Here is a 20,083-nt window from a genome sequence, read left to right on the forward strand (position 1 = left end):
TTACTATGAAAAAAAGTTTCCAGATAGGAAGTGCATTTGTCGGTCTTATCGTCGGTGCAGGTTTTGCTTCCGGGCAGGAAGTCATGCAGTACTTTACCAGTTTTGGGATATGGGGAACAGCCGGAGGAATTGTTACAACGTTGCTGTTTATTTTTCTCGGCTACACATTCGCCAAGCTTGGCACGAACTTAAGAGCCAATTCCCACCAGACAGTACTGTACTACATAGGCGGTAAATTCATCGGCCCTGTCCTTGATATCGTTATTACATTTTTCCTGTTTGGTGTCGCGGTAGTGATGTTTGCCGGTGCAGGATCAACATTTAACCAGATGTTCGGTATTACTGCTGTAGCTGGAAGTATTATTATGACAGCTGCTGTTATCCTGACATTGCTTCTTAATACCAATAAGATACTCGGCATCATCGCTACTATTACACCTTATTTAATCGCTGTTATTTTTGTGATTTTGATTTATTCTATTTTTTCAATGGATTTATCAATTGCTGAAGCTGATGAGTTGGCAAAACAGCAGCCGTCAGCAGCATCAAACTGGCTGTTAGGGGCATTTCTATATGTGTCTTATAACTTAGCCGCAGGAGCAGCACTGCTTATTATTATGACGGGAAATGAAAAAGACAAAAAAGCTGCCGGCATGGGCGGAGTGCTCGGCGGACTGATGCTCGGTATACTGATTATCCTGATTCATATCGGTATGTTTGCACGCATTGATGTCGTAGCAGGAAAAGATATGCCTACTCTGGAACTCGCCAATCAGATACATCCTGTAATCGGTCTGCTAACAGCTGTTGCACTGCTCGGTATGATTTATAATACCGCTGTTGGAATGCTGTACTCATTTACCGTGCGCTTTATAGCACCTGAAAGTAAATCTTATCGTCCTGCCGTCATTGTTATCGGCATACTCGGTTTTATTGCAAGTCTTATCGGCTTCACAACACTTGTCGGCAGCGTTTACGTAGTAATGGGTTACCTTGGGTTTGTTCTGATTATCCTCGCTGTTGCTGCATGGCTCCGGAAGCCGCAAAACAATTAATCCTTAAGGGAGGACTTTTCACACATGATAAATGAATTAGTGAAAGATTATAATACTGCGTTAAATTACGACGGCATTGACGGCAAACGTCTTGCTGAGCGCCTTGATGCGATTTCAAAAATAGGCGTGCTGCAAACCGGCGGTGTCAGCCGTCCGGGGTTTTCGAAAGAAGAGAAAGATGCTAAGGCATTAGTTTCTGAGTGGATGGAAGCTGCCGGGCTGACTGTTGAAACTGATGCTGCCGGTAATGTTTTTGGCAGGCTAGCAGGCAGAGATGATTCACAGTCTGTCGCTTCAGGTTCTCACGTTGATACTGTGCCTGCGGGCGGGAATTTTGACGGCGTCCTTGGTGTGCTTGCTGCACTTGAAGTTGCAGAAGCATGGAAAGAAACTGGCTATATTCCTGATAAATCATATGAAGTCGCTATATTTTCAGATGAAGAGGGTGCCCGTTTCTCAAGTGGTGTATTCGGCAGCCGTGCCTATATGGGTTTGGTTGACGATGAATTAATTGAGTCGCTCAGAGACAGTGACGGCTTAAATCTTGAAGAAGTTCTCGAACAGTATGGTTCTTCTCTTCCGGATTTTAAAAAGATTCAGCAGCGCGACTGGACGTTCTTTGCCGAAGCTCATATTGAGCAGGGCAAGCTGCTTGAGAAAAACAATCTTCCTGTCGGTATCGTTAAAGGTATTGCAGGACAGGCATGGCTTGAAGTTGAGTTTAAAGGACTTGCGGGACATGCCGGCAATACACCGATGAATGATCGTCAGGATGCTCTTGTTGCTGCCGGACGTTTTGTCAGCGAACTTGAAAGCATACCGAAAATCGTCAGCAGTACCGCCGTTGCAACGGTAGGTAAACTCGCTGTCTATCCGAATGGTGCCAACGTTATTCCTGAATCGGTGAAAATGATTGTCGATATACGCGACATCCATGAGAAATCGCGAGACATGCTGCTTGAGCTCATATCAGAGCGGGCATACGACATTGCAAAAGAACGAGATATCGACGTTACAGTAAGCCGTACGTCGCGTGTTAAACCCGTTCCTGTTGAAGAAACTTACAAAGATGAACTCCGCGATATATTAACAGATTTAAATATTGAAGCGATGGAGCTGCCGAGCGGGGCAGGTCATGATTCAATGAATATCGGACTCGAGCTGCCTGTCGCAATGATTTTTGCGCGCAGTAAAGCTGGCATCAGTCATAATCCCGCTGAATGGACTTCGCTCGATGACTGCGTTCTTACAGTTCACGTACTGAAGAAATTCATTGAGAAACAAATGTCTAAATAATATAAAGAGCAGTGCGCATAAATTATGCGGCACTGCTTTTTTAGTTTCCTGTATTTTTAAACTGCTGTATTCTTGTTTTGATTTCATCTCTGATTCTTTGGAACTCGGTCCATTCTTTACCAGCCGGATCATCAAAGCCCCAATGTTCTTTTGCCACATGAGCGGGCAATATCGGACAATTCTGATCCGCGTCGCTGCACAGCGTAACTACTAAATCAGCTTCATTGATGATATCCTGCTGAATTAAATCAGATGTATTTCCGCTGATATCGATGTCGATTTCAGCCATCGCTTTAATCGCATTTGGATTCACACCGTGCGCCTCTATACCGCCGGAGTAGACGTTCCATTCAGACCCAAGTATCTCTTTGCCGAGGCCCTCAGCTATTTGGCTGCGGCAGGCATTTCCTGTACATACAAAGTATATTGTTTTTTTAGTCATAGCTATCCCTCACTTAAAATATTAACAGCGTAAAGTATAATCCGAGCAGTGTCATAATAAGCACCGGCGGAGTAATCAGTATACCGATTTTAAAATACGTGCCCCACGATATCTTCATATCTTTTTTAGCGAGCACATGCAGCCACAGCAGCGTTGCCAATGAGCCGATAGGGGTTATTTTCGGTCCGAGATCCGAACCAATAACATTCGCATATATTAATCCTTCTTTAATAACATCCTGAGCACCTGTTTCGCTGATTGCTATCGCGTTAATCATTACTGTCGGCATGTTATTCATAATCGATGACAGAATAGCTGCAATTGCACCCATGCCCATTACTGTTGCGAGTAAACCGTACTCCGTAATGTTAACGATGACGTCTGCCAGTATATCTGTCAGCCCTGCGTTACGCAGCCCGAATACAACGACATACATTCCGATAGAGAAAACAACAATATTCCACGGTGCACCTTTAATTACATGTGAAACACTGACTGCTTCCGATTTACGCGATGTAACGAGAAAGACAAGTGCAATAGCTCCCGCGATAAACGACACTGGCACAGCTATAAATTCACTCGCAAGATAACCAATCAGAAGCAGGATAAGTATTACCCACGAGAATTTGAACATTTTTTCATCTTTCACAGCTTCGTACGGTTCTTTTAAGCTGCTGTCATCAAACGTTTCAGGAATAGATTTTCTGAAAAACAGCCACAATACGAGAATACTCGAAATCAGTGAAAAGATATTAGGTATTATCATATGCAGAAAGTATTCTATAAATCCAATATTAAAGTAATCCGCCGACACGATGTTCACCAGGTTGCTGACAATTAGCGGCAGGGAAGTCGTATCCGCTATAAATCCGCTGGCAATAACGAATGGAAAGATTACTTTCTCTTTCATATTTAAGTTGCGGACCATGGCCAGTACAATGGGCGTCAGAATTAATGCTGCACCGTCATTGGCAAAGAATGCTGCTACGACAGAGCCGAGCAGTGCGATGTAGATAAACATCTTCAGTCCGCTTCCGTTTGAAGCTTTCACCATGTGTCTTGCCGACCATTCAAAGAATCCTATCTCATCGAGAATTAATGAAATTAAAATTACCGCAACAAAAGTAAGAGTCGCATTCCAGACTATCCCTGTCACTTCGAGAATGTCTCCGAACGAGACCACACCTGTAATTACAGCGAGAAGGGCACCGGCCATTGCAGTAATACCAATATCCAGTCCTTTCGGCTGCCAGATTACAAAAATTAAAGTTATGATAAAAATACTAATCGCTAAAATCGTCATCAGCAGACACCTTTTTTCATCGTTTTGCATGCACAGTCCGCATGTGCTGCATTGGTAAGCTGCAGATGGCCGGAAATACCGTCCATCATACCGTGATTGAGTTTGTACATCATTTTGTTGCCGTCTTTTCTCTTCGTAACAAATCTGTTCTCCACAAGCACTTTCATATGATGGCTGAGCGTCGGCTGAGAGAACTCAAAATGTTCCAGCAGATCGCATCCGCATAATTCTTCACACGATAGTAAATCCAGTATTTCCAAGCGGCCCGGGTCCGCTATTATTTTAAGCATTGATGCTGTTTCTTCATAATTCATATGTATACCTCCGTAATCTTTACATAGATTATCATCTATATAGATAGTTGTCTATATATTTTTATATAAATAAAACCGGCCGGAGAGTACCGGACGGTTTTATGTTTCTCTTACTTTTTAAACAGTTCTTTTTCTCTCCATTTACCGAACTTATAGTACAGCGACGCAAACACACTGCTGATAATAAAGCTGATGCCCATTCCCATACCGACACCAATTTCACCGAAGTACGAAGCAAACAGGCCGGATAACGGATAGCGCAGTATCCAGAAGGAGATAATATTCAGGATGAGCACCTGATACATCGCTCCCGATGCTCTCACGATACCGTTCAAAACGAAATTTAAGCCTAAAAACGGATAGCATAATGCAACTATTCTTAAGTAATTCGTTCCGAACTCTACAGCCGCTTCATCCTGTATAAACATTCTGATGCCCGCTTCTGCGAAAATTATCACGACTGCAGCGACACTCATCATCAAACCGAAGTTGTATAACGCTGCATAGCGCGCAATCTGTTTCACACGCGGCCATTGCTGAATACCGATATTCTGTCCAGCCATGGCGTTAACTGCCGTACCAAGTGCCATGGCTGGCAGCATAATTAAACTGTCGAGACGCTGTGCAGCACTGAATCCCGCCACACTGTCTGCACCAAACTGAGTTACTACACTCAGAATCGCTGCGATACCTGCGTGGATAACACCCATCTGCAGACCTGCTGGGATACCGAGCTTTAATATCAGACCGACTTCATAACGCGCCGGTATAGTCGGCATTTTGAACGGTACGAGTTTACGTTTAACCGCGAGATACACACTGTACAGAAACGCAATTGCCTGAGAACCAACCGTAGCCATCGCCGCACCTTGAATTCCGAGATTCAGCACTATCATAAACACCGGTGCAAGAATCGCATTAAGTATAACTGCTATAAAGACGATTCTAAGCGGCGTCTTACTATCCCCAAGCGCTCTGAACACAGTATTGATGAAGTTATAGCCAAACAGGAAGAACATCCCGAGAAGGCTTATTTGGAGGTATGATGCCGCCATATCCAGAATCGCATCCGGTGTGCCGATAATTCCAAGCAGACTTTCTGCGAATATGTAGCCGATCACGGCAAAAACCGCTGACATCGACGTCATAATAACGATAAAGGCATTTAAATAACGCTTCAGACCTTCCTCGTCTTTCCGCCCGTGCTGCTGCGATAAAATAGTCAGCGCCGCATTATTCAATCCAAGTATGAACGACAGTATCGTGACGAGAATCGTCGTTGCAATCGCAACTGCACCCAGCGCTTCTGCACCGAGAATATTGCCCACCCACAGACTGTCGACAATCTGAAATGAAGTCTGCAGCAGATTCGCCAGCATAATCGGCGCTGAAAAGATAATCAGCGGCTTTAATATCGGACCGGAAGTAAAATCATTTTTCGTGCTTTTCATTTTTTCACCTGCTGATATTTAATTACTATAAAACACAATCTTAATATTATAAGATGAAGCCGCAGAAAAAGCTAAGTATTCGTTTATAACCGTACAGGACAGGGTATATAAAAAGGTAACAAGAAAGAGGAGGAAATATCTGTGAAACGGACTAAATGGATAGTGATATTTCTGATGGGCTTAATTGCCGGATTTCTTATTTCAGGGTTGTTCGGTAATATATTTACGTTTATATAAACAAGAAAAACCGGACATCTATGTGTCCGGTTTCTTCATTATTCTATCGGTTCGCTGCGAATATGGAATCTGACGCCTCTCGGCCCCTCGACGCTGAACATGCCGCCGATGCCTTTTACAACATCAAGCGTGATTTGCGTATGCTTCCAGTATTCATACTGCTTATGATTCATATAAAATGGTACACCTTCAATTTCACCAAGCTGTACATCTACGTCTCCGATAATCATCATGCCTTCTTTCAGACACATTGGACTGGAGCCGTCACAGCATCCCCCTGATTGATGAAATATTAAATTCCCATGTTCTTTTTTTAATTCATTAATAAGTGATCTGGCCTGATCAGTCGCATAGACTTGTTCAAGTACTGCCAATTAGAAAAATCCTTTAGGTGACTCACTGTAGCTTACCAGCAGGTTTTTAGTCTGCTGATAATGTGCAAGCATCATCTTATGGTTTTCCCGGCCAATACCACTCATCTTGTAACCGCCGAATGCTGCGTGAGCAGGGTAGTCATGGTATGTATTAACCCATACACGTCCTGCCTGAATCGCACGTCCTAAGCGGTATGCTCTGTTCTGGCTGCGCGTCCATACACCTGCACCAAGTCCGTATAATGTATCGTTGGCAATTTCAATTGCTTCATCGTCATCTTTGTACGTTGCTACTGCTAATACCGGTCCAAAAATTTCTTCCTGGAAAATACGCATCTTGTTGTTTCCTTTAAAGATTGTCGGTTCGACGTAATATCCATTTTTAATATCGCCATCTACTGATTTTATGTTTCCGCCTGTCAGCAGTTCAGCGCCTTCTTTTTTACCAATATCAAGGTACGACGCAATTTTTTCCTGCTGCTCATTTGAAGTCTGTGCACCCATCATCGTATCCGGATCTAACGGGTTGCCGACTTTAATCTGTTCAACACGTTTAATTACACGTTCCATAAACTCATCAAAGATATCTTCATGCACAAGTGCACGTGACGGACATGTACATACTTCCCCCTGATTCAGCGCAAACATTACAAGTCCTTCAATTGCTTTATCTAAGTATTCATCATCTTCATCCATAACGTCTTTCGCGAAAATGTTTGGTGATTTACCGCCGAGCTCAAGTGTTACAGGAATTAGATTCTGACTCGCATTCTGCATAATGATGCGTCCTGTAGTCGTTTCACCCGTAAAGGCAATCTTGTTAATATCGGTATGCGTCGCAAGTGACTGTCCGGCTTCTGAACCGAATCCGTTAACAATGTTGAATACACCTTCAGGCAGCAGATCGCCAATTAATTCCGCAAGATGCAGAATTGTTGTCGGTGTCTGTTCTGCAGGTTTTAAGACGATAGAGTTACCTGCTGCAAGTGCAGGGGCAATTTTCCACGTCGCCATAAGCAGCGGGAAGTTCCATGGAATAATCTGTCCGACAACCCCAAGCGGTTCATGATAGTGATACGCTACAGTATCGTTATCGATTTGAGAAATTCCGCCTTCCTGTCCGCGGATAACACCTGCAAAATATCTGAAGTGGTCGACTACAAGCGGTAAATCGGCATTCAATGTTTCACGTACAGCTTTACCGTTCTCGAATGTCTCAAGCACTGCGAGCTCCTCAAGATGCTCTTCTACGCGGTCTGCAATTTTTAACAGGATATTGCTTCGCTCTGTAACAGATGTCAGTCCCCATGACTTCTGTGCTTCACGTGCTGCCGCAACTGCTTTATCCACATCTTCCTGTTTTGAACGGGGAACTTTTGAAACAACCTCCCCGGTTACCGGTGATTCATTCTCAAAATACTCGCCGTCTGCAGGCGGTGTCCATTTGCCGCCGATGTAGTTTTCGTACTGTGATTTAATCCTGTACTTTGCGCCTTCTTTGTTCGGAAATTCAAATACCATTTTATTTCCCCCTTGTTTATGTTTGTTGATACTTCCATTCTACCTAATGCGGAATCAAAATGTAAAGGCTTTCAATTTGCAGATAATTTAATTCTGCAATAAAAAAGACAGGCACTTTCAGGCACCCGTCTTACATTTATTTAACTATCATTACCGGTATCCCGGCTCTTTTCGCCACTTTATAACTGACACTGCCCATCATCATTCCCTGCAGAGAATTCAGACCTCTATTGCCAAGCACTATAATATTATAATCCCCGCTGTTAGAGACTTTAACAACCGTTTCATCAGGAAGTCCGCGCTCAAAAACAACGTTATATTGAACGTTATTCGATTCGTATAAATCAATAATTCCCGACAATTTTTCTTTTTGCTGCTGAACCGTATTTTCGCCGTGAAGTACCGCGTCTTTCGATTTTTCTATTTGAATTACATTCAGTATTGTCACAGTTGTATCTTTACCGATAAAATTCAGTGTTTCTTCTGCTGCTCTGAAGCTGTTGTCCGAGCCGTCTGCTGCAAGCAGTACTGATTTATACATCGAAACTCCTCCTTATTTTACGTTAAATGCTGTTCATTCAGCTGACTGAGTTCCTTAACGATTTTTCTGCTGTCTGCATTCAGCTGATTAACGTAAACTGTGTTGCCCTTATCTTCAAATTTTCTTACCATCGTATCGATTGCATCTACTGCAGAGTCATCCCACAGATGCGCTTTCGAGAAATCGAGCATAATATCTTTATCGTATGATTTAAATTCAAGCTGTTCAATCATCGTGTCGATCGAAGCGAAGAAGACCTGTCCTTCAAAATGGAAGACATAATGATTCTTCGTTAATTCCGATGTTACTTTAACTTTTGAAATCTTAGTAGCAAAAAATATTGCGCTGAAAAACACACCTGCAATAACACCGACTGCAAGGTTATTTGTAGCGAGAATAATTGCAACAGTTATCAGCATAACGAAAACATCTGTCCGCGGTGCTTTTTGCATATACCTGAATGTTTTCCAGTCGAAAGTGCTGATTGTCACGACAATCATAATACCTGCCAGTATCGGCATTGGTATCTGTACTACCAGATCACCAAAAACGATAATCATCAGCATTAAAACAAATCCTGCTGTAAACGTCGACAGTCTTGTTGTCGCACCTGCTCTGACGTTAATTACGGACTGGCCGATCATTGCACAGCCGCCCATACCTCCGAAAAATCCTGTAACGAAGTTTGCGATACCCTGACCGCGTGATTCTTTGTTCTTACTGCTGTATGAATCCGTTGCATTATCGACAATTCTTGCTGTCAGCAGGCTCTCCACCAGACCGACAATTGCCATTGATAATGAATAAGGGAAGATAATCTTCAGTGTTTCAAGCGTAAATGGCACGTCCGGTATGATAAACGAAGGCAATGACTTCTCGATTGCCCCAAGATCGCCAACCGTACGTACTTCCGCACCGAGAAAGATATAACATGCTGTTAACACAACAATTGCGATAAGCGGTGCCGGCAGTTTTGTAAAAAACTTCGGCAGCGCGTAAAGTATAATGAGCGTGACTGCTACATAAATATAAGTATCAAATGAAATTCCGAAAATATGCTGCAGCTGAGCCATAAATATCATTATTGCGAGCGCGTTAACAAAGCCGATCATTACCGAGTTCGGAATGAATTTTAACAGCTTTCCTACTTTAAAAATTCCGAGAATAATCTGGATAATACCCATAAGTATCGTCGCTGCGAATAAATATTCCACACCGTACTCCCTGACGAGCGGAACAACAAGTAATGCAACCGCACCTGTCGCAGCCGAAATCATTGCCGGTCTGCCGCCGACTATAGAAATAATTACTGCGATAAGAAATGATGCGTACAGACCGACCATAGGGTCAACACCGGCAATAATAGAAAACGCAATAGCTTCCGGAATCAGTGCAAGTGCTACGACGACTCCTGCCATAATATTAGTTCCCGGTGCAGTCAGCCATTCTCTTTTAAGTTTTTCTATCATTTTTTCTCTCCTAAAATTAATTGCTTATTCTAAGTATATCAGATGAAATATTTAAATATTGATAAAATAATTGGATAAAATAGCATACGTGTTAACTTTCATATAAAATGTATATTAAGACTGTTATTTAAATGGTAAATACAGGAGGGATAATATGAAAGCCGAACTGACAAAGTTCAAAGTAAAAGAAGGAAAAAGTGAAGTTGTCGACGAGTGGATCGGGTATATGCGCGATAATATGGATGATGTGCTTTTAAACCTTGAAGGCGAAAAAATGTATGTTGAAACAATTTTCCGCGAAGTCTTTATGGATGTTGAATATTTATACTGGTACAGCATTCAGAGCGATGAAAACGGAGAAAAAATTGACGACACACATCTGGATGAAAAACACCTTGAATACATGGATGAATGTATAGATAAAACGTTCCGTCCTGCTGATATGCAGGCAGAGGTAGTAATGCTTCCGGAGCACCTGAGACAGTTAATAAGATAGATGAACGACCTGCCTATAAAAAACGGCAGGTATTTTTATGTCGATTTATCTAATTCTGCTAAAAGCTGTCATTTTAAAACCGGATAATAGATACCCCCTTAATTTTTGCTGTATAATAGCAGAATAATATATTTTTAAATATAGAATTGAGGATGCGATATGAGAAAATTGGCAGACTTGTTATTAAAACGAAGCCTGCTGTTCATAGTTTTAATTTTTACAGTGTCGGTTGTCGGCGTGTATACTTTTTTAACTATCGATCAGCGTGAAATTCCGGAAACAGAAGTGAATTTAATTAACGTTATCACTGCCTGGCCGGGGGCAGATAAAGATGACATTGAAGAGAACGTTACAAACATTATTGAAACGGAAATGTTCAGTATCTCAGATATTGAAGATGTATCGTCCGTATCGGAAGATAATGTTTCAGTACTTACGCTTTCTCTCAGTGACGGCAGCACTCCGGATAATGTGCTTAATGATGTTAACAACCTGGTGCAGAGCATCAGCGGTGATCTGCCGGAAAATGCTGCCCAGCCGGAAGTTGAATCCATCACAAATGCCTTTCCGCTCTTAAGCTATCAGATACATAGTGATTCCTTCGAAAATCTGGAAGCAGTCAGAGGAGACGTTGAAAGCTTAAAACAGGAAATTATACAAATGAACGGTGTCGACAGCGTAACAATCAAAGGTTACCGCGAGTCGGCATACGAAATTCAGCTGGACTGGGATGCTTTGGCAGAAGAACAGCTGAATCCAAATGAAATTATGAATGAAATTGATTTATCGCTCAGTCCTGTCATACTTGGCCAGGATGTTCAGGATGACGAAATTATTCGTTTATCATTTGAAGATGAAACAGCTCTTCGAACACTTGAAGAAGTGCGTATCGGTGAAGACAGAGTGCCGCTCTTAGATGTCGCAAGCATTGAGTCAGTTGAGAGCACACCTGAAGATATTGTTCAGTATAACGGTGAGGATGCAATATCATTCACAGTATTCTTATCAAGTGAAGAAGATGTACCGTCAGTATCTGAAAATGTCGAGTCTGTTATTAATGACAGCTTTGACAATATGCCTGACAACGTAACAGTAGATAATATTTCATCGGAAAGAGAAAACGTTGAAGATATATTTATCGGCTTATACACATCACTGCTGATTGCAGTAATTGCTGTTATTATCGGTACGTCAATCGGACTGTCATTATTTGGTTCGATTACAGTAATGCTGACTGTACTTATTTCAATCTTTATCGGACTTATTCCGGTACCGTGGATGGGTGTTGACCTGAACCAGATTTCCGTTATCGGTTTAATTATCGCGCTCGGTATACTCGTCGATGACTCGATTGTCGTTAACGATAATATTGAACGCAGATTCACCCTCGGAGACAGTAAAGGTGATGCGATTTATAACGGTGTGAAAGAGGTTGCACCATCAGTTATTGCATCAACAGCTGCTATCGTCTTTACATTCTCGCCGCTTCTGCTATTATCCGGTGCGAATGGTGACTTTATAAAAGCACTGCCGAGTATTTTAATATCTACAATGATTGTTTCAACAGTGCTTGCCCTGACATTTATTCCGGCGATGCGCAATGTAATTCCTTACAAAAAAGTACCTAAGAATCCAGGGTTATTAGGAAAAGCATTTACATGGGGCAGTAAAGTTTACGCCGATAAAGTATTGCCTAAAGTATTAAAACGTCCAGTGCTGTCGTTCCTGGCAATACTCATTGTCACTTTACTGTCAGTCGGTCTTGTCCGCTTCACACCATTTGAGTTTTTCCCTGAAGCCGATCGTTCAGAAGTAACAATTGATCTGATTTTTAATGAAGGACAGACTATCCAGAAGACACATGAAGATACAGAGGAAGTCCTCGCTCATCTATTGGAAGTTATGGACCATGTCGAAGGTTCATCTATCTTTACAGGTGAAGGTCTGCCGAACTTATTTGGTGCTTCTTTAGACCAGTCTGGTGAAAATACAGCACAGATTGCACTGCAGATAGACAAAGAAAAAATGAGCGCTTCAGCAACAATCGATGAATATGAAGCACCGCTGCGCGAAGCATTCCCGGATGCTAAAATATTCATGAACACGATTATCCAGGGGCCGCCTGCCAGCGCTCCAATTACAGTAGAATTCTTCGAAGAAGACTTAGATACTTTAAGTTCCGAAGTTGCAGAACTCACTGAACAGCTTGAAAATGAAGGTGCAATCGTTACTTCAAGCATCGGCAATCCTGTAGACACATTACAGTACAGTATTGATTACGATGCACTGGAAGAGAACGGCATTTCGATATCACAGGTTAAAAATGAACTGAACATGATTTCAGAAGGCATTCCGATGCAGGAAATCATTGAAGACGGCAGCAGTAAAGAGCTGTCTCTGAAATATGCAGATGAGTTTAATCTCGATAACGTCGATATTGTAAATATCGAAGACGGCCGTCCGGAAACGTATCCGCTAAGCGACTTCGTTACAGTATCGGAAACTGAAGATACACCTGCAATTCAGCACAAGAACGGTGAAAGAACTGCTGAACTTCAAGTGTATTCCGATGATGGAGCAAATATTGAATCGTTAATCAGCGATTACAGTAACAGCCTCGACGGCAGTACAGAAGTTATCGTCGGCGGAGAATCATCCGACCAGACTGACTTCTTTATCGAAATTAGTATTTTATTCTCAGTAATACTGATTCTTGTATACCTTGTTATCGCATTTGAATTTAACTCACTCGTCTTGCCGCTGATTATAGTATTCAGCATCTTCTTAGCAATAAGCGGGGGCATTATCGGCCTGTTTGTAACTCAGACACCAATCAGCTTCCTCGGTATAATGGGGATGGTCTCACTGACCGGTATCGTCGTCAGAAACGCGATTGTGTTAATAGACTTTATAGAAATTCGCAGAAAAGATGGCAGTGTGGACGATATTTACGAAGCGATTTACGAAAGCGGACGTGCAAGATTCAAACCGATTATTTTAACGACTGTAACAAGTATACTTGCATTGATACCTGTCGCATTCAGCGGTGACGTGCTGTTTGAACCGCTCGCAGTCACAGTCATTGCCGGACTTGCATTCTCGACATTGCTGTCGATGCTTGCAACACCTGCACTGTACTACTTCTACTACAAATTTAAATACGGCAAGAAGAAATAAGATAAGATAAAAAGGACTTCCCGCGGGAAGTCCTTTTTTTATTTGCCGCTTGCAAGATAAGGAAAGAAGCCTTCTAAAAATCTTTCCGTTGCAGGCATGAAATATGAGCCAAAATGATAGTCCGGATCCAGTGTCGTCACAATCCATCTGCCGCCTGACGGTAATTTCTCTTCAAACATCACAGCACCGCCATCTGCTGTTGTAATTAATTTTTCAGCGTTCGCGGACGGCCAGAATACACCGTGCTGATGCCATGTACAGCTCTCCAGTGTTAGATAGCCGTTAAACATCGGATGTTCCGGCGACTCGAGTTTTAAGCCGCTGTCAGCATCTTTTTTAAGCCACCACCAGAAATTTGTCGGACGTGATTCCCAATGCTGTTCAGGCATCCACTCCCACGGCTGCGGTCCGAATACGGCAACTGTACCGCCATTATTTGCAAAATCTGTAATTTTTTCAGCACTTGCCAGAAGAAGCTCCTTGTTGAGCTGTGAAGGAACATAAAGCACATCGAGCCCGCTTAAATCCGTAGTTAAAAATTCAGGGTGATAAATTATTCTGTCGATATACTGATTAAATTTGGGCTCATGAAATGTTCTGTAGTGTGCATCGTTTCCTGAGTAAATAACGCCTATTTTCTTCATTCTGCTGACTCTCCTTTTAACGCTTTAGCCTCATTATGCAGCCACTGGATAAACTGCGGTCTTAATCTATCTGTCGTTTTGCCATCTTTATAGTAACCGTGCAGGGGGCGGCCGGCATGTACAAATATCGTACCTCTTGTCGAGTGTCTGTCTGCATATGAGCATATATGTCCGCTCTCAAATATTAAATGAACTTCACTTTTCTCATCCGCATGATAATGACCTCTCGCAAAAAATCCTGCTACACCTTTATTGAACGTCATATCTTCTGTCAACACACCTTTAAAAATCGACGAGTTCTCTTGCGGATATAAATTATAATCGCTGAAATGTTTAATTTTCTCCGGCATGAAAAGCGGAGCTCCCGGCAGCCACGGTCTGAATAAATGTCCAAAAAATGCGATGATTTTACCTTGTGATAAAAACTTTTCAATTACATTTTTATGCATGTAAAGATTTTCCTGATCTGCAAAATTAGGCACCATAATAACATCAAAATCAGAGAACTCGTAACTTCCTATTTCATATTGCGGCACCTGTTGAATCATAATATTCTCATTTGGTAAGACTTCAGTATTATTTCCAAATGCATTTCCAGAATCTAAAAACGCTATTTTCAAGCTCATTTTCCTGCTCCTTATTAATTTCGTCATATTTATTTTACTATTCTAGTTGAAAATGATTATCATTGTCAATATACTAGTGATTGTGCAATTTTATCTTTTCATTAAAATTTTAAATGTTTTGGAGATGTAAACATCATGAATAATATTTTGTATCTTGGTATTGATATACAGTTTGCCCGGCTTAACGACACGGATCATAAAAGAGGGTTGACCTTCCTCAGCCAGTACGATTTGCCTTATACAGATTTAAATACATACGACGGTCTCATCATCTCGACTCATATCGATGAGTATTTTATGGCTGAACACGACGACCAGCTGCAGGCTTACTTAAATAATGGCGGTGTTATTTTCTCACTCGCTGAAAAAGGCATGGACTGGCTGCAGCAGGTGCCCGACTGGAAACGTTCGCCGCTGTCGCTGAAAGACAGAGAAGTACATATTAAAAAAACAGATCACGGTTTTTTAGAAAATATTCAGCCGAAACATCTGGAATACCGTAAAGGCGTGCGCGGTTTCTTTTCACGCGGATATTTTGAAACCGTTCCAAAAGCCGCTGAGGTATTGATTACCGATCAGAATAACGATGTCATCATGTACGTGGACAGAGCATCTACGAACGGGACGATTTACGCCGGTGCGGGAACTGATCTTTATCGTATTTATGCCGATGAGGATAACTCGGCTAATCAGGCAGGATTACAGATGCTTAAAGCTATCCGTAAGGAAGCTGCACTCATTAAAGGGAGAGTGAAATCATGAATATTGCTTTAATCGTTAACGGCACACCTTATCAGAACAGGTTTCTGAAAGAAGAGGAATTTCATTACTTATATGACGACGTGATTCATATACGAACGCTTGATCAGTACAATTTGACTGCTTACGATACAGTGCTCTTATCATGCCGTCTGGACGTGACACTTTTAAAGAGATTTCAATCTAAATTTCTCAGCGCATTGAATGACGGTACAAGAATAATTATCTTCGGAGAAGTACTTGATAACTTCATGCCGTCTGTCGACTGGGAAGATTCAGAAGTGAATTTCAGCTGGTGGGTACGGGAAAATGGCGACCTGCCGTTAAATCAGCAGCACGCTGACCATCCGCTTTATAAACACTTAAGCGTACCTGATATGAAATGGCACTATCACGGTACATTCGCTCCGCCAAAAGATGCGAAATCACTGCTCGATACACCGGAGGGACGCTCGATATTTTACATAGACGACGTCAGCTTTAACGGTGAACTTATCGTGACGTCACTCGATCCGATGTTCCATATCGGTCTCGGTTTTATAAATAAATCAAAACCATTTTTACACGGCCTGGCAACATGGCTGAGAGAGGATAAAAACAATGAAAAAACTTTATAAATTAATGGCACTTGGCGCCTTATCAGCACTCACACTTGCAGCATGCAGCGACGCTTCTTCCGTTGCCACAGACGAAGGAGAAACTTCGGCAGAAGAGAAAGTCATCCAGGACCAGCTCGGCCGCGATGTGACAATTCCAAATGATGTAGAACGTATCGTTGTCGGCGGAATACTGCCTTACTTCAGCACCTGGTATGTCGGTACTAATTCAACTGAAGAAGTAGTCGGTCTTCATCCCAACGCATATAACGCAGCAGAAAACTCCATGCTCGCTAATATTTCCCCGGAAATATTAGATGCTTCAACTGATTTCGTTAAAAATGGAGAAGTAAATATAGAAGAGCTGATGAAGGTCGATCCACAGATTTACTTTGAAAATTCTTCAGATGAAAAAACTTTGGAAAAAGTTGCGGAAGCGGGAATTTCTACCGTAGGTCTGCAGACCATTCAGGTCGCTGATGCTGATCCGCTTGCAACCTTTAACAGCTGGCTGAAAATCACATCTGATATTAAAGGCGGCGAAGTGACAGAACGTGCCGACCGCTTTATAGAAGAGGGAGAAAAAGTTCAGACGATGATTGATGAAGGGTTAACTGGGGTTGAAGATACTGAAAAACCGCGTGTAATGTTCCTGCATCGGCATTCGGATAAATCCATTATCGTCGGCGGAGCCAACTTCTTCAGTGAGAAGTGGATTAAAGCAACCGGAGGTACGGATATCGTTGGGGATGATGGTGTAGAGGGACAGAAAGAAGTGAATATGGAACAAATTTACGCTTGGAATCCGGATATTATTTACATTACTAACTTTACTGAAACCCAGCCGGATGATTTGTTAAACAACAGCGTATCCGGTCAGGACTGGAGTGAAGTTCAGGCTGTAAAAGATGGCAACGTGCATAAAGTGCCGCTAGGTATATACCGCTGGTTCCCGCCAAACGGAGATGCACCTTTGATGCTTAAATGGATGGCACAGATTAACCACCCTGAAGTATTCGATTACGATATAAATGAAGAAATCAAAAACTATTACAGCGATTTTTACGAATATGAACTGACAGATGAAGATGTGGACAGTATTCTTCATCCGTCATCTGATGCTGCTAAATATTAGGATGGTATAAAATGAAAAAATCAGTTGTTATATTAATGTGGCTGCTGCCGATTGCAGTAGCGATTGTATCACTCGGGGTCGGGAGAATGTTTATCGATCCGATTACAATTATTAAAATCTTAACAGGACAAATTTTACCGATAGAACCTACGTGGACTGCCATGCAGGAAACTGTCGTCATGAATATCCGTCTGCCCCGTATTTTACTGGCACTTTTAATCGGCGGCGGTCTGTCGATGGCCGGAGCAAGTTTCCAGGGCATGTTTGGCAATCCGCTCGTATCTCCTGATATCCTCGGGGTCTCGGCTGGTGCAGGATTCGGTGCTTCACTCGGCATACTGTTATTCGGCCACAGCTTTGCAGCGCAGATACTTGCACTGATATTCGGATTTCTGGCAATACTCATTACTTTTTTTGTCGCCGGATATCAAAAAACTGCACCGATTTTCATGTTTGTGCTCGCCGGGGTCATTACATCGGCATTATTTAATGCGCTGATTTCTCTGACAAAGTTCGTCGCGGACCCCGAAGAAAAGCTGCCTGCTATTACTTACTGGCTAATGGGCAGCCTAGGCACCGCGACATACCGGGATTTATTTATCGCAGGGCCGATTATTATAGTCGGCATGCTCATATTATATTTACTAAGATGGCGCTTAAATCTGCTGACTCTGTCAGAGGATGAAGCAAAATCAATGGGGATTCCGGTCACAGCTTTAAAATGGTCTGTAATTACCGGAGCCACACTGATTACCGCTGCAACCGTTGCAGTTGCCGGCATAGTCGGCTGGGTTGGCTTAATTATTCCACATATTGCACGTATGCTTGTCGGCAGTAATAATCAGTACGTTCTGCCGGCGTCACTCGCAATCGGCAGTGTTTACCTGCTGATTATCGATGACCTTGCACGCAGTATGACTGCAACGGAAATTCCACTGTCCATTTTAACTGCAATAATCGGAGCACCGTTTTTTGCTTATCTGCTCAGAAGAATGGGAGGACGCTGGTCATGAAATTAGAAGTACGGGACGCGAATTTTCATTATAAGATGAAGAAAAAATCAGGTCCGGATCTGTATGCCGAAAATGTTTCATTTACACTCGAACCAGGAGAGATTTTATCGATATTAGGACCGAACGGAGCCGGCAAGACGACGATGCTTAAATGCATTACCGGACTGCTCGACTGGACTGAGGGTGAGACACGTATCGATGATGAACCGAGAAACACCATCAAAAAGAAAGACCTGTGGAAACGTATCGGTTATGTCCCTCAGGCTCAAAAAATGACGTTCGGCTACACGATACTGGAAATGGTTATAATGGGGCGGGCACCATATATCAGTACGCTGCAGCAGCCTAATCAGACAGATACTGAAGCCTCTTTGGAAGCTCTGGAAGCAGTCGGTATTAAACACCTTGCACACTCGACATGCGACGAAGTCAGCGGCGGGGAGCTGCAGCTGGCACTGATTGCACGCACACTTGTGTCAGAGCCGGAACTGCTTATACTGGATGAACCGGAATCACATCTCGATATTCAAAAACAAATCGTTATTCTTGAGACGATACGAAGACTTGCTACAGAAAAAGAAATATCATGCATCATTAATACACATTATCCAAACCACGCCTTTTACCTGGCGGATAAAGTACTCTTAACAGGTAAAGACAAAGGACTCGTCTTTGGACCAGTTAATGAAGTGATGACAGAATCGCGGATGAAACACTTTTTCGGTATAGAACTTAAGAAAATTATCTTCGAAGAAGACGATCTGCTGCTTGAAACTATGGTTCCTAAAGCGCTTGGTTTAAACCGCGAACTTTCAAACTGTAAGTTTAATGACTTTGCTGAAGTTTAAATATCTTTTTCAGGATAGGGTTAAATTTATAGCCGGACTGGCATGATCGGGACTCATGTGTATCCGGTGCTTACAGGACTGGTATGACAGAGGCTCATGTGAATCCGGGACTTCCAGGACTGGTATGACAGAGGCTCATGTGAATCCGACACTCACGGGACTGGCATGACAGAAGCTCATGTGTATCCGGCACTCACAGGACTGGCATGACAGAAGCTCATGTGTATCCGGCACCCACACACACACCCGACAGCCTCAAAAAATTTAAAAATGCTGGAAATCACTTAAGATTTCCAGCATTTTTTATTTATAATATTCCAGCTGCAGCTGTTTCACTTGCTCAGACAGTTCTTCATCAGGTCCATCTATTTCTGTATCATTAATGACTTCCTCAATACTCAATCCTTTTAAGGCACTGCGTTCTGTAATACCAAGCTCTTTCTGCCATGCTTTAAGCTGTGCTGAGGAGCTTGCGTAAACGATGCGGCCAAGTCCCGCCAGGGCATGTGCAGATGAGCACATTGAACAATGTTCTCCTGAAGTGTAAACTACTGAATTTTTACGTTCTGCAGCCGATAAATTCTCGGCAGCCCATTTCGCAATGGCATATTCCGGATGTTTTGTCTGATCTCCGTCTGCATCACGGTTATGGTCTTCAAATAGTATTTCTCCCTCTTTTGACACAAGCAGTGAACCGAAAGGTGAGTTTCCTGTTTCGAGAGCCTTCTGTGCCAGTTCCACACTGCGTTTTAAGTATTTTTTATCGTCCCCGGTTATCATTAAATG

The 20,083-nt window shown here is 42.5% G+C and carries 20 protein-coding genes; 9 read left to right on the top strand and 11 right to left on the bottom strand.

The window, feature by feature from the left end:
• Positions 1–5 precede the first annotated feature (5 nt).
• Positions 6–1,055, top strand: a complete 1,050-nt coding sequence (locus RZ44_RS07245) for a YkvI family membrane protein (protein WP_035809938.1) — start codon at positions 6–8, stop codon at positions 1,053–1,055.
• Between the two features lie 24 nt (positions 1,056–1,079).
• Positions 1,080–2,351, top strand: a complete 1,272-nt coding sequence (locus tag RZ44_RS07250; protein WP_035809940.1) for a M20 family metallo-hydrolase — start codon at positions 1,080–1,082, stop codon at positions 2,349–2,351.
• Between the two features lie 40 nt (positions 2,352–2,391).
• Here RZ44_RS07250 and arsC read toward each other — a convergent pair whose 3' ends face one another.
• The 8 genes from arsC to RZ44_RS07290 form a co-directional block, all read right to left on the bottom strand.
• Complete coding sequence (gene arsC, locus RZ44_RS07255; RefSeq protein ID WP_035809943.1) at positions 2,392–2,793, bottom strand: arsenate reductase (thioredoxin); 402 nt, start codon at positions 2,791–2,793, stop codon at positions 2,392–2,394.
• 13 nt (positions 2,794–2,806) lie between these two features.
• The gene (gene arsB / locus RZ44_RS07260) at positions 2,807–4,096 is read right to left on the bottom strand and encodes an arsenite efflux transporter membrane subunit ArsB (RefSeq protein WP_035809944.1); all 1,290 of its coding nucleotides are present in this window, start codon (positions 4,094–4,096) and stop codon (positions 2,807–2,809) included.
• A complete protein-coding gene (locus RZ44_RS07265; protein ID WP_035809945.1) occupies positions 4,096–4,410 on the bottom strand; it encodes an ArsR/SmtB family transcription factor in 315 nt (104 codons plus the stop codon). Before RZ44_RS07265 ends, arsB begins: the two co-directional genes overlap by 1 nt.
• Before the next feature lie 110 nt (positions 4,411–4,520).
• On the bottom strand, positions 4,521–5,861 hold the full coding sequence (locus RZ44_RS07270; RefSeq protein WP_035809947.1) for an MATE family efflux transporter: 1,341 nt from the start codon (positions 5,859–5,861) through the stop codon (positions 4,521–4,523).
• Positions 5,862–6,136: 275 nt separating this feature from the next.
• Complete coding sequence (locus RZ44_RS07275; protein WP_035809949.1) at positions 6,137–6,472, bottom strand: DUF779 domain-containing protein; 336 nt, start codon at positions 6,470–6,472, stop codon at positions 6,137–6,139.
• Positions 6,473–7,993, bottom strand: coding sequence for an acetaldehyde dehydrogenase ExaC (gene exaC, locus RZ44_RS07280; RefSeq protein WP_035809954.1), 1,521 nt, complete (start codon positions 7,991–7,993; stop codon positions 6,473–6,475).
• A gap of 136 nt (positions 7,994–8,129) precedes the next feature.
• Positions 8,130–8,534 carry a universal stress protein gene (locus RZ44_RS07285; RefSeq protein ID WP_035809956.1) on the bottom strand — a complete coding sequence of 135 codons (405 nt, stop codon included), beginning with the start codon at positions 8,532–8,534 and terminating at the stop codon, positions 8,130–8,132.
• Between the two features lie 17 nt (positions 8,535–8,551).
• On the bottom strand, positions 8,552–10,003 hold the full coding sequence (locus RZ44_RS07290) for a SulP family inorganic anion transporter (protein ID WP_035809959.1): 1,452 nt from the start codon (positions 10,001–10,003) through the stop codon (positions 8,552–8,554).
• Positions 10,004–10,157: 154 nt separating this feature from the next.
• Here RZ44_RS07290 and RZ44_RS07295 point away from each other — a divergent pair, with 154 nt between their 5' ends.
• A complete protein-coding gene (locus tag RZ44_RS07295; RefSeq protein ID WP_035809961.1) occupies positions 10,158–10,499 on the top strand; it encodes a DUF6176 family protein in 342 nt (113 codons plus the stop codon).
• 159 nt (positions 10,500–10,658) lie between these two features.
• Positions 10,659–13,676: an efflux RND transporter permease subunit gene (locus RZ44_RS07300; protein ID WP_035809963.1), complete on the top strand. Its 3,018-nt coding sequence runs from the start codon at positions 10,659–10,661 to the stop codon at positions 13,674–13,676.
• 38 nt (positions 13,677–13,714) lie between these two features.
• Here the strand turns inward: RZ44_RS07300 and RZ44_RS07305 are convergent, their stop codons facing one another.
• The gene (locus RZ44_RS07305; protein ID WP_035809965.1) at positions 13,715–14,320 is read right to left on the bottom strand and encodes a type 1 glutamine amidotransferase family protein; all 606 of its coding nucleotides are present in this window, start codon (positions 14,318–14,320) and stop codon (positions 13,715–13,717) included.
• The gene (locus tag RZ44_RS07310; protein ID WP_035809966.1) at positions 14,317–14,946 is read right to left on the bottom strand and encodes a hypothetical protein; all 630 of its coding nucleotides are present in this window, start codon (positions 14,944–14,946) and stop codon (positions 14,317–14,319) included. Before RZ44_RS07310 ends, RZ44_RS07305 begins: the two co-directional genes overlap by 4 nt.
• 135 nt (positions 14,947–15,081) lie before the next feature.
• On the opposite strand from RZ44_RS07310, the gene RZ44_RS07315 reads away from it, so the two are divergent.
• The 5 genes from RZ44_RS07315 to RZ44_RS07335 are packed head-to-tail and all read left to right on the top strand — an operon-like array spanning position 15,082 to position 19,297.
• Positions 15,082–15,708 carry a hypothetical protein gene (locus tag RZ44_RS07315; protein ID WP_035809969.1) on the top strand — a complete coding sequence of 209 codons (627 nt, stop codon included), beginning with the start codon at positions 15,082–15,084 and terminating at the stop codon, positions 15,706–15,708.
• Positions 15,705–16,322: a hypothetical protein gene (locus RZ44_RS07320; RefSeq protein WP_035809972.1), complete on the top strand. Its 618-nt coding sequence runs from the start codon at positions 15,705–15,707 to the stop codon at positions 16,320–16,322. Before RZ44_RS07315 ends, RZ44_RS07320 begins: the two co-directional genes overlap by 4 nt.
• Entirely contained in the window at positions 16,306–17,436 is a 1,131-nt protein-coding gene (locus tag RZ44_RS07325) for an ABC transporter substrate-binding protein (protein WP_035809975.1), read from the top strand. The genes RZ44_RS07320 and RZ44_RS07325 overlap by 17 nt, the downstream gene beginning before the upstream one ends.
• A gap of 11 nt (positions 17,437–17,447) precedes the next feature.
• Entirely contained in the window at positions 17,448–18,449 is a 1,002-nt protein-coding gene (locus RZ44_RS07330) for a FecCD family ABC transporter permease (RefSeq protein WP_035809976.1), read from the top strand.
• Positions 18,446–19,297 (top strand): ABC transporter ATP-binding protein, encoded by an 852-nt coding sequence (locus tag RZ44_RS07335; RefSeq protein ID WP_035809977.1) that lies wholly within the window; start codon positions 18,446–18,448, stop codon positions 19,295–19,297. Before RZ44_RS07330 ends, RZ44_RS07335 begins: the two co-directional genes overlap by 4 nt.
• A gap of 303 nt (positions 19,298–19,600) precedes the next feature.
• Here RZ44_RS07335 and RZ44_RS07340 read toward each other — a convergent pair whose 3' ends face one another.
• Complete coding sequence (locus RZ44_RS07340; protein WP_035809978.1) at positions 19,601–20,077, bottom strand: nucleoside deaminase; 477 nt, start codon at positions 20,075–20,077, stop codon at positions 19,601–19,603.
• Positions 20,078–20,083: the final 6 nt, after the last annotated feature.

The sequence above is a fragment of the Jeotgalicoccus saudimassiliensis genome (assembly GCF_000756715.1).
Classification (GTDB): domain Bacteria; phylum Bacillota; class Bacilli; order Staphylococcales; family Salinicoccaceae; genus Jeotgalicoccus; species Jeotgalicoccus saudimassiliensis.

Bases quoted from the DNA above. Each gene is read 5' to 3' on its own strand.
- RZ44_RS07335 (WP_035809977.1), top strand. From the start codon at position 18,446: ATGAAATTAGAAGTACGGGACGCGAATTTTCATTATAAGATGAAGAAA.
- arsB (WP_035809944.1), bottom strand. From the start codon at position 4,096: ATGACGATTTTAGCGATTAGTATTTTTATCATAACTTTAATTTTTGTA.
- RZ44_RS07265 (WP_035809945.1), bottom strand. From the start codon at position 4,410: ATGAATTATGAAGAAACAGCATCAATGCTTAAAATAATAGCGGACCCG.
- RZ44_RS07270 (WP_035809947.1), bottom strand. From the start codon at position 5,861: ATGAAAAGCACGAAAAATGATTTTACTTCCGGTCCGATATTAAAGCCG.
- RZ44_RS07305 (WP_035809965.1), bottom strand. From the start codon at position 14,320: ATGAAGAAAATAGGCGTTATTTACTCAGGAAACGATGCACACTACAGA.
- arsC (WP_035809943.1), bottom strand. From the start codon at position 2,793: ATGACTAAAAAAACAATATACTTTGTATGTACAGGAAATGCCTGCCGC.
- RZ44_RS07285 (WP_035809956.1), bottom strand. From the start codon at position 8,534: ATGTATAAATCAGTACTGCTTGCAGCAGACGGCTCGGACAACAGCTTC.
- RZ44_RS07290 (WP_035809959.1), bottom strand. From the start codon at position 10,003: ATGATAGAAAAACTTAAAAGAGAATGGCTGACTGCACCGGGAACTAAT.
- RZ44_RS07300 (WP_035809963.1), top strand. From the start codon at position 10,659: ATGAGAAAATTGGCAGACTTGTTATTAAAACGAAGCCTGCTGTTCATA.
- RZ44_RS07295 (WP_035809961.1), top strand. From the start codon at position 10,158: ATGAAAGCCGAACTGACAAAGTTCAAAGTAAAAGAAGGAAAAAGTGAA.
- RZ44_RS07320 (WP_035809972.1), top strand. From the start codon at position 15,705: ATGAATATTGCTTTAATCGTTAACGGCACACCTTATCAGAACAGGTTT.
- RZ44_RS07340 (WP_035809978.1), bottom strand. From the start codon at position 20,077: ATGATAACCGGGGACGATAAAAAATACTTAAAACGCAGTGTGGAACTG.
- RZ44_RS07315 (WP_035809969.1), top strand. From the start codon at position 15,082: ATGAATAATATTTTGTATCTTGGTATTGATATACAGTTTGCCCGGCTT.
- RZ44_RS07245 (WP_035809938.1), top strand. From the start codon at position 6: ATGAAAAAAAGTTTCCAGATAGGAAGTGCATTTGTCGGTCTTATCGTC.
- RZ44_RS07325 (WP_035809975.1), top strand. From the start codon at position 16,306: ATGAAAAAACTTTATAAATTAATGGCACTTGGCGCCTTATCAGCACTC.
- RZ44_RS07250 (WP_035809940.1), top strand. From the start codon at position 1,080: ATGATAAATGAATTAGTGAAAGATTATAATACTGCGTTAAATTACGAC.
- RZ44_RS07310 (WP_035809966.1), bottom strand. From the start codon at position 14,946: ATGAGCTTGAAAATAGCGTTTTTAGATTCTGGAAATGCATTTGGAAAT.
- RZ44_RS07330 (WP_035809976.1), top strand. From the start codon at position 17,448: ATGAAAAAATCAGTTGTTATATTAATGTGGCTGCTGCCGATTGCAGTA.
- exaC (WP_035809954.1), bottom strand. From the start codon at position 7,993: ATGGTATTTGAATTTCCGAACAAAGAAGGCGCAAAGTACAGGATTAAA.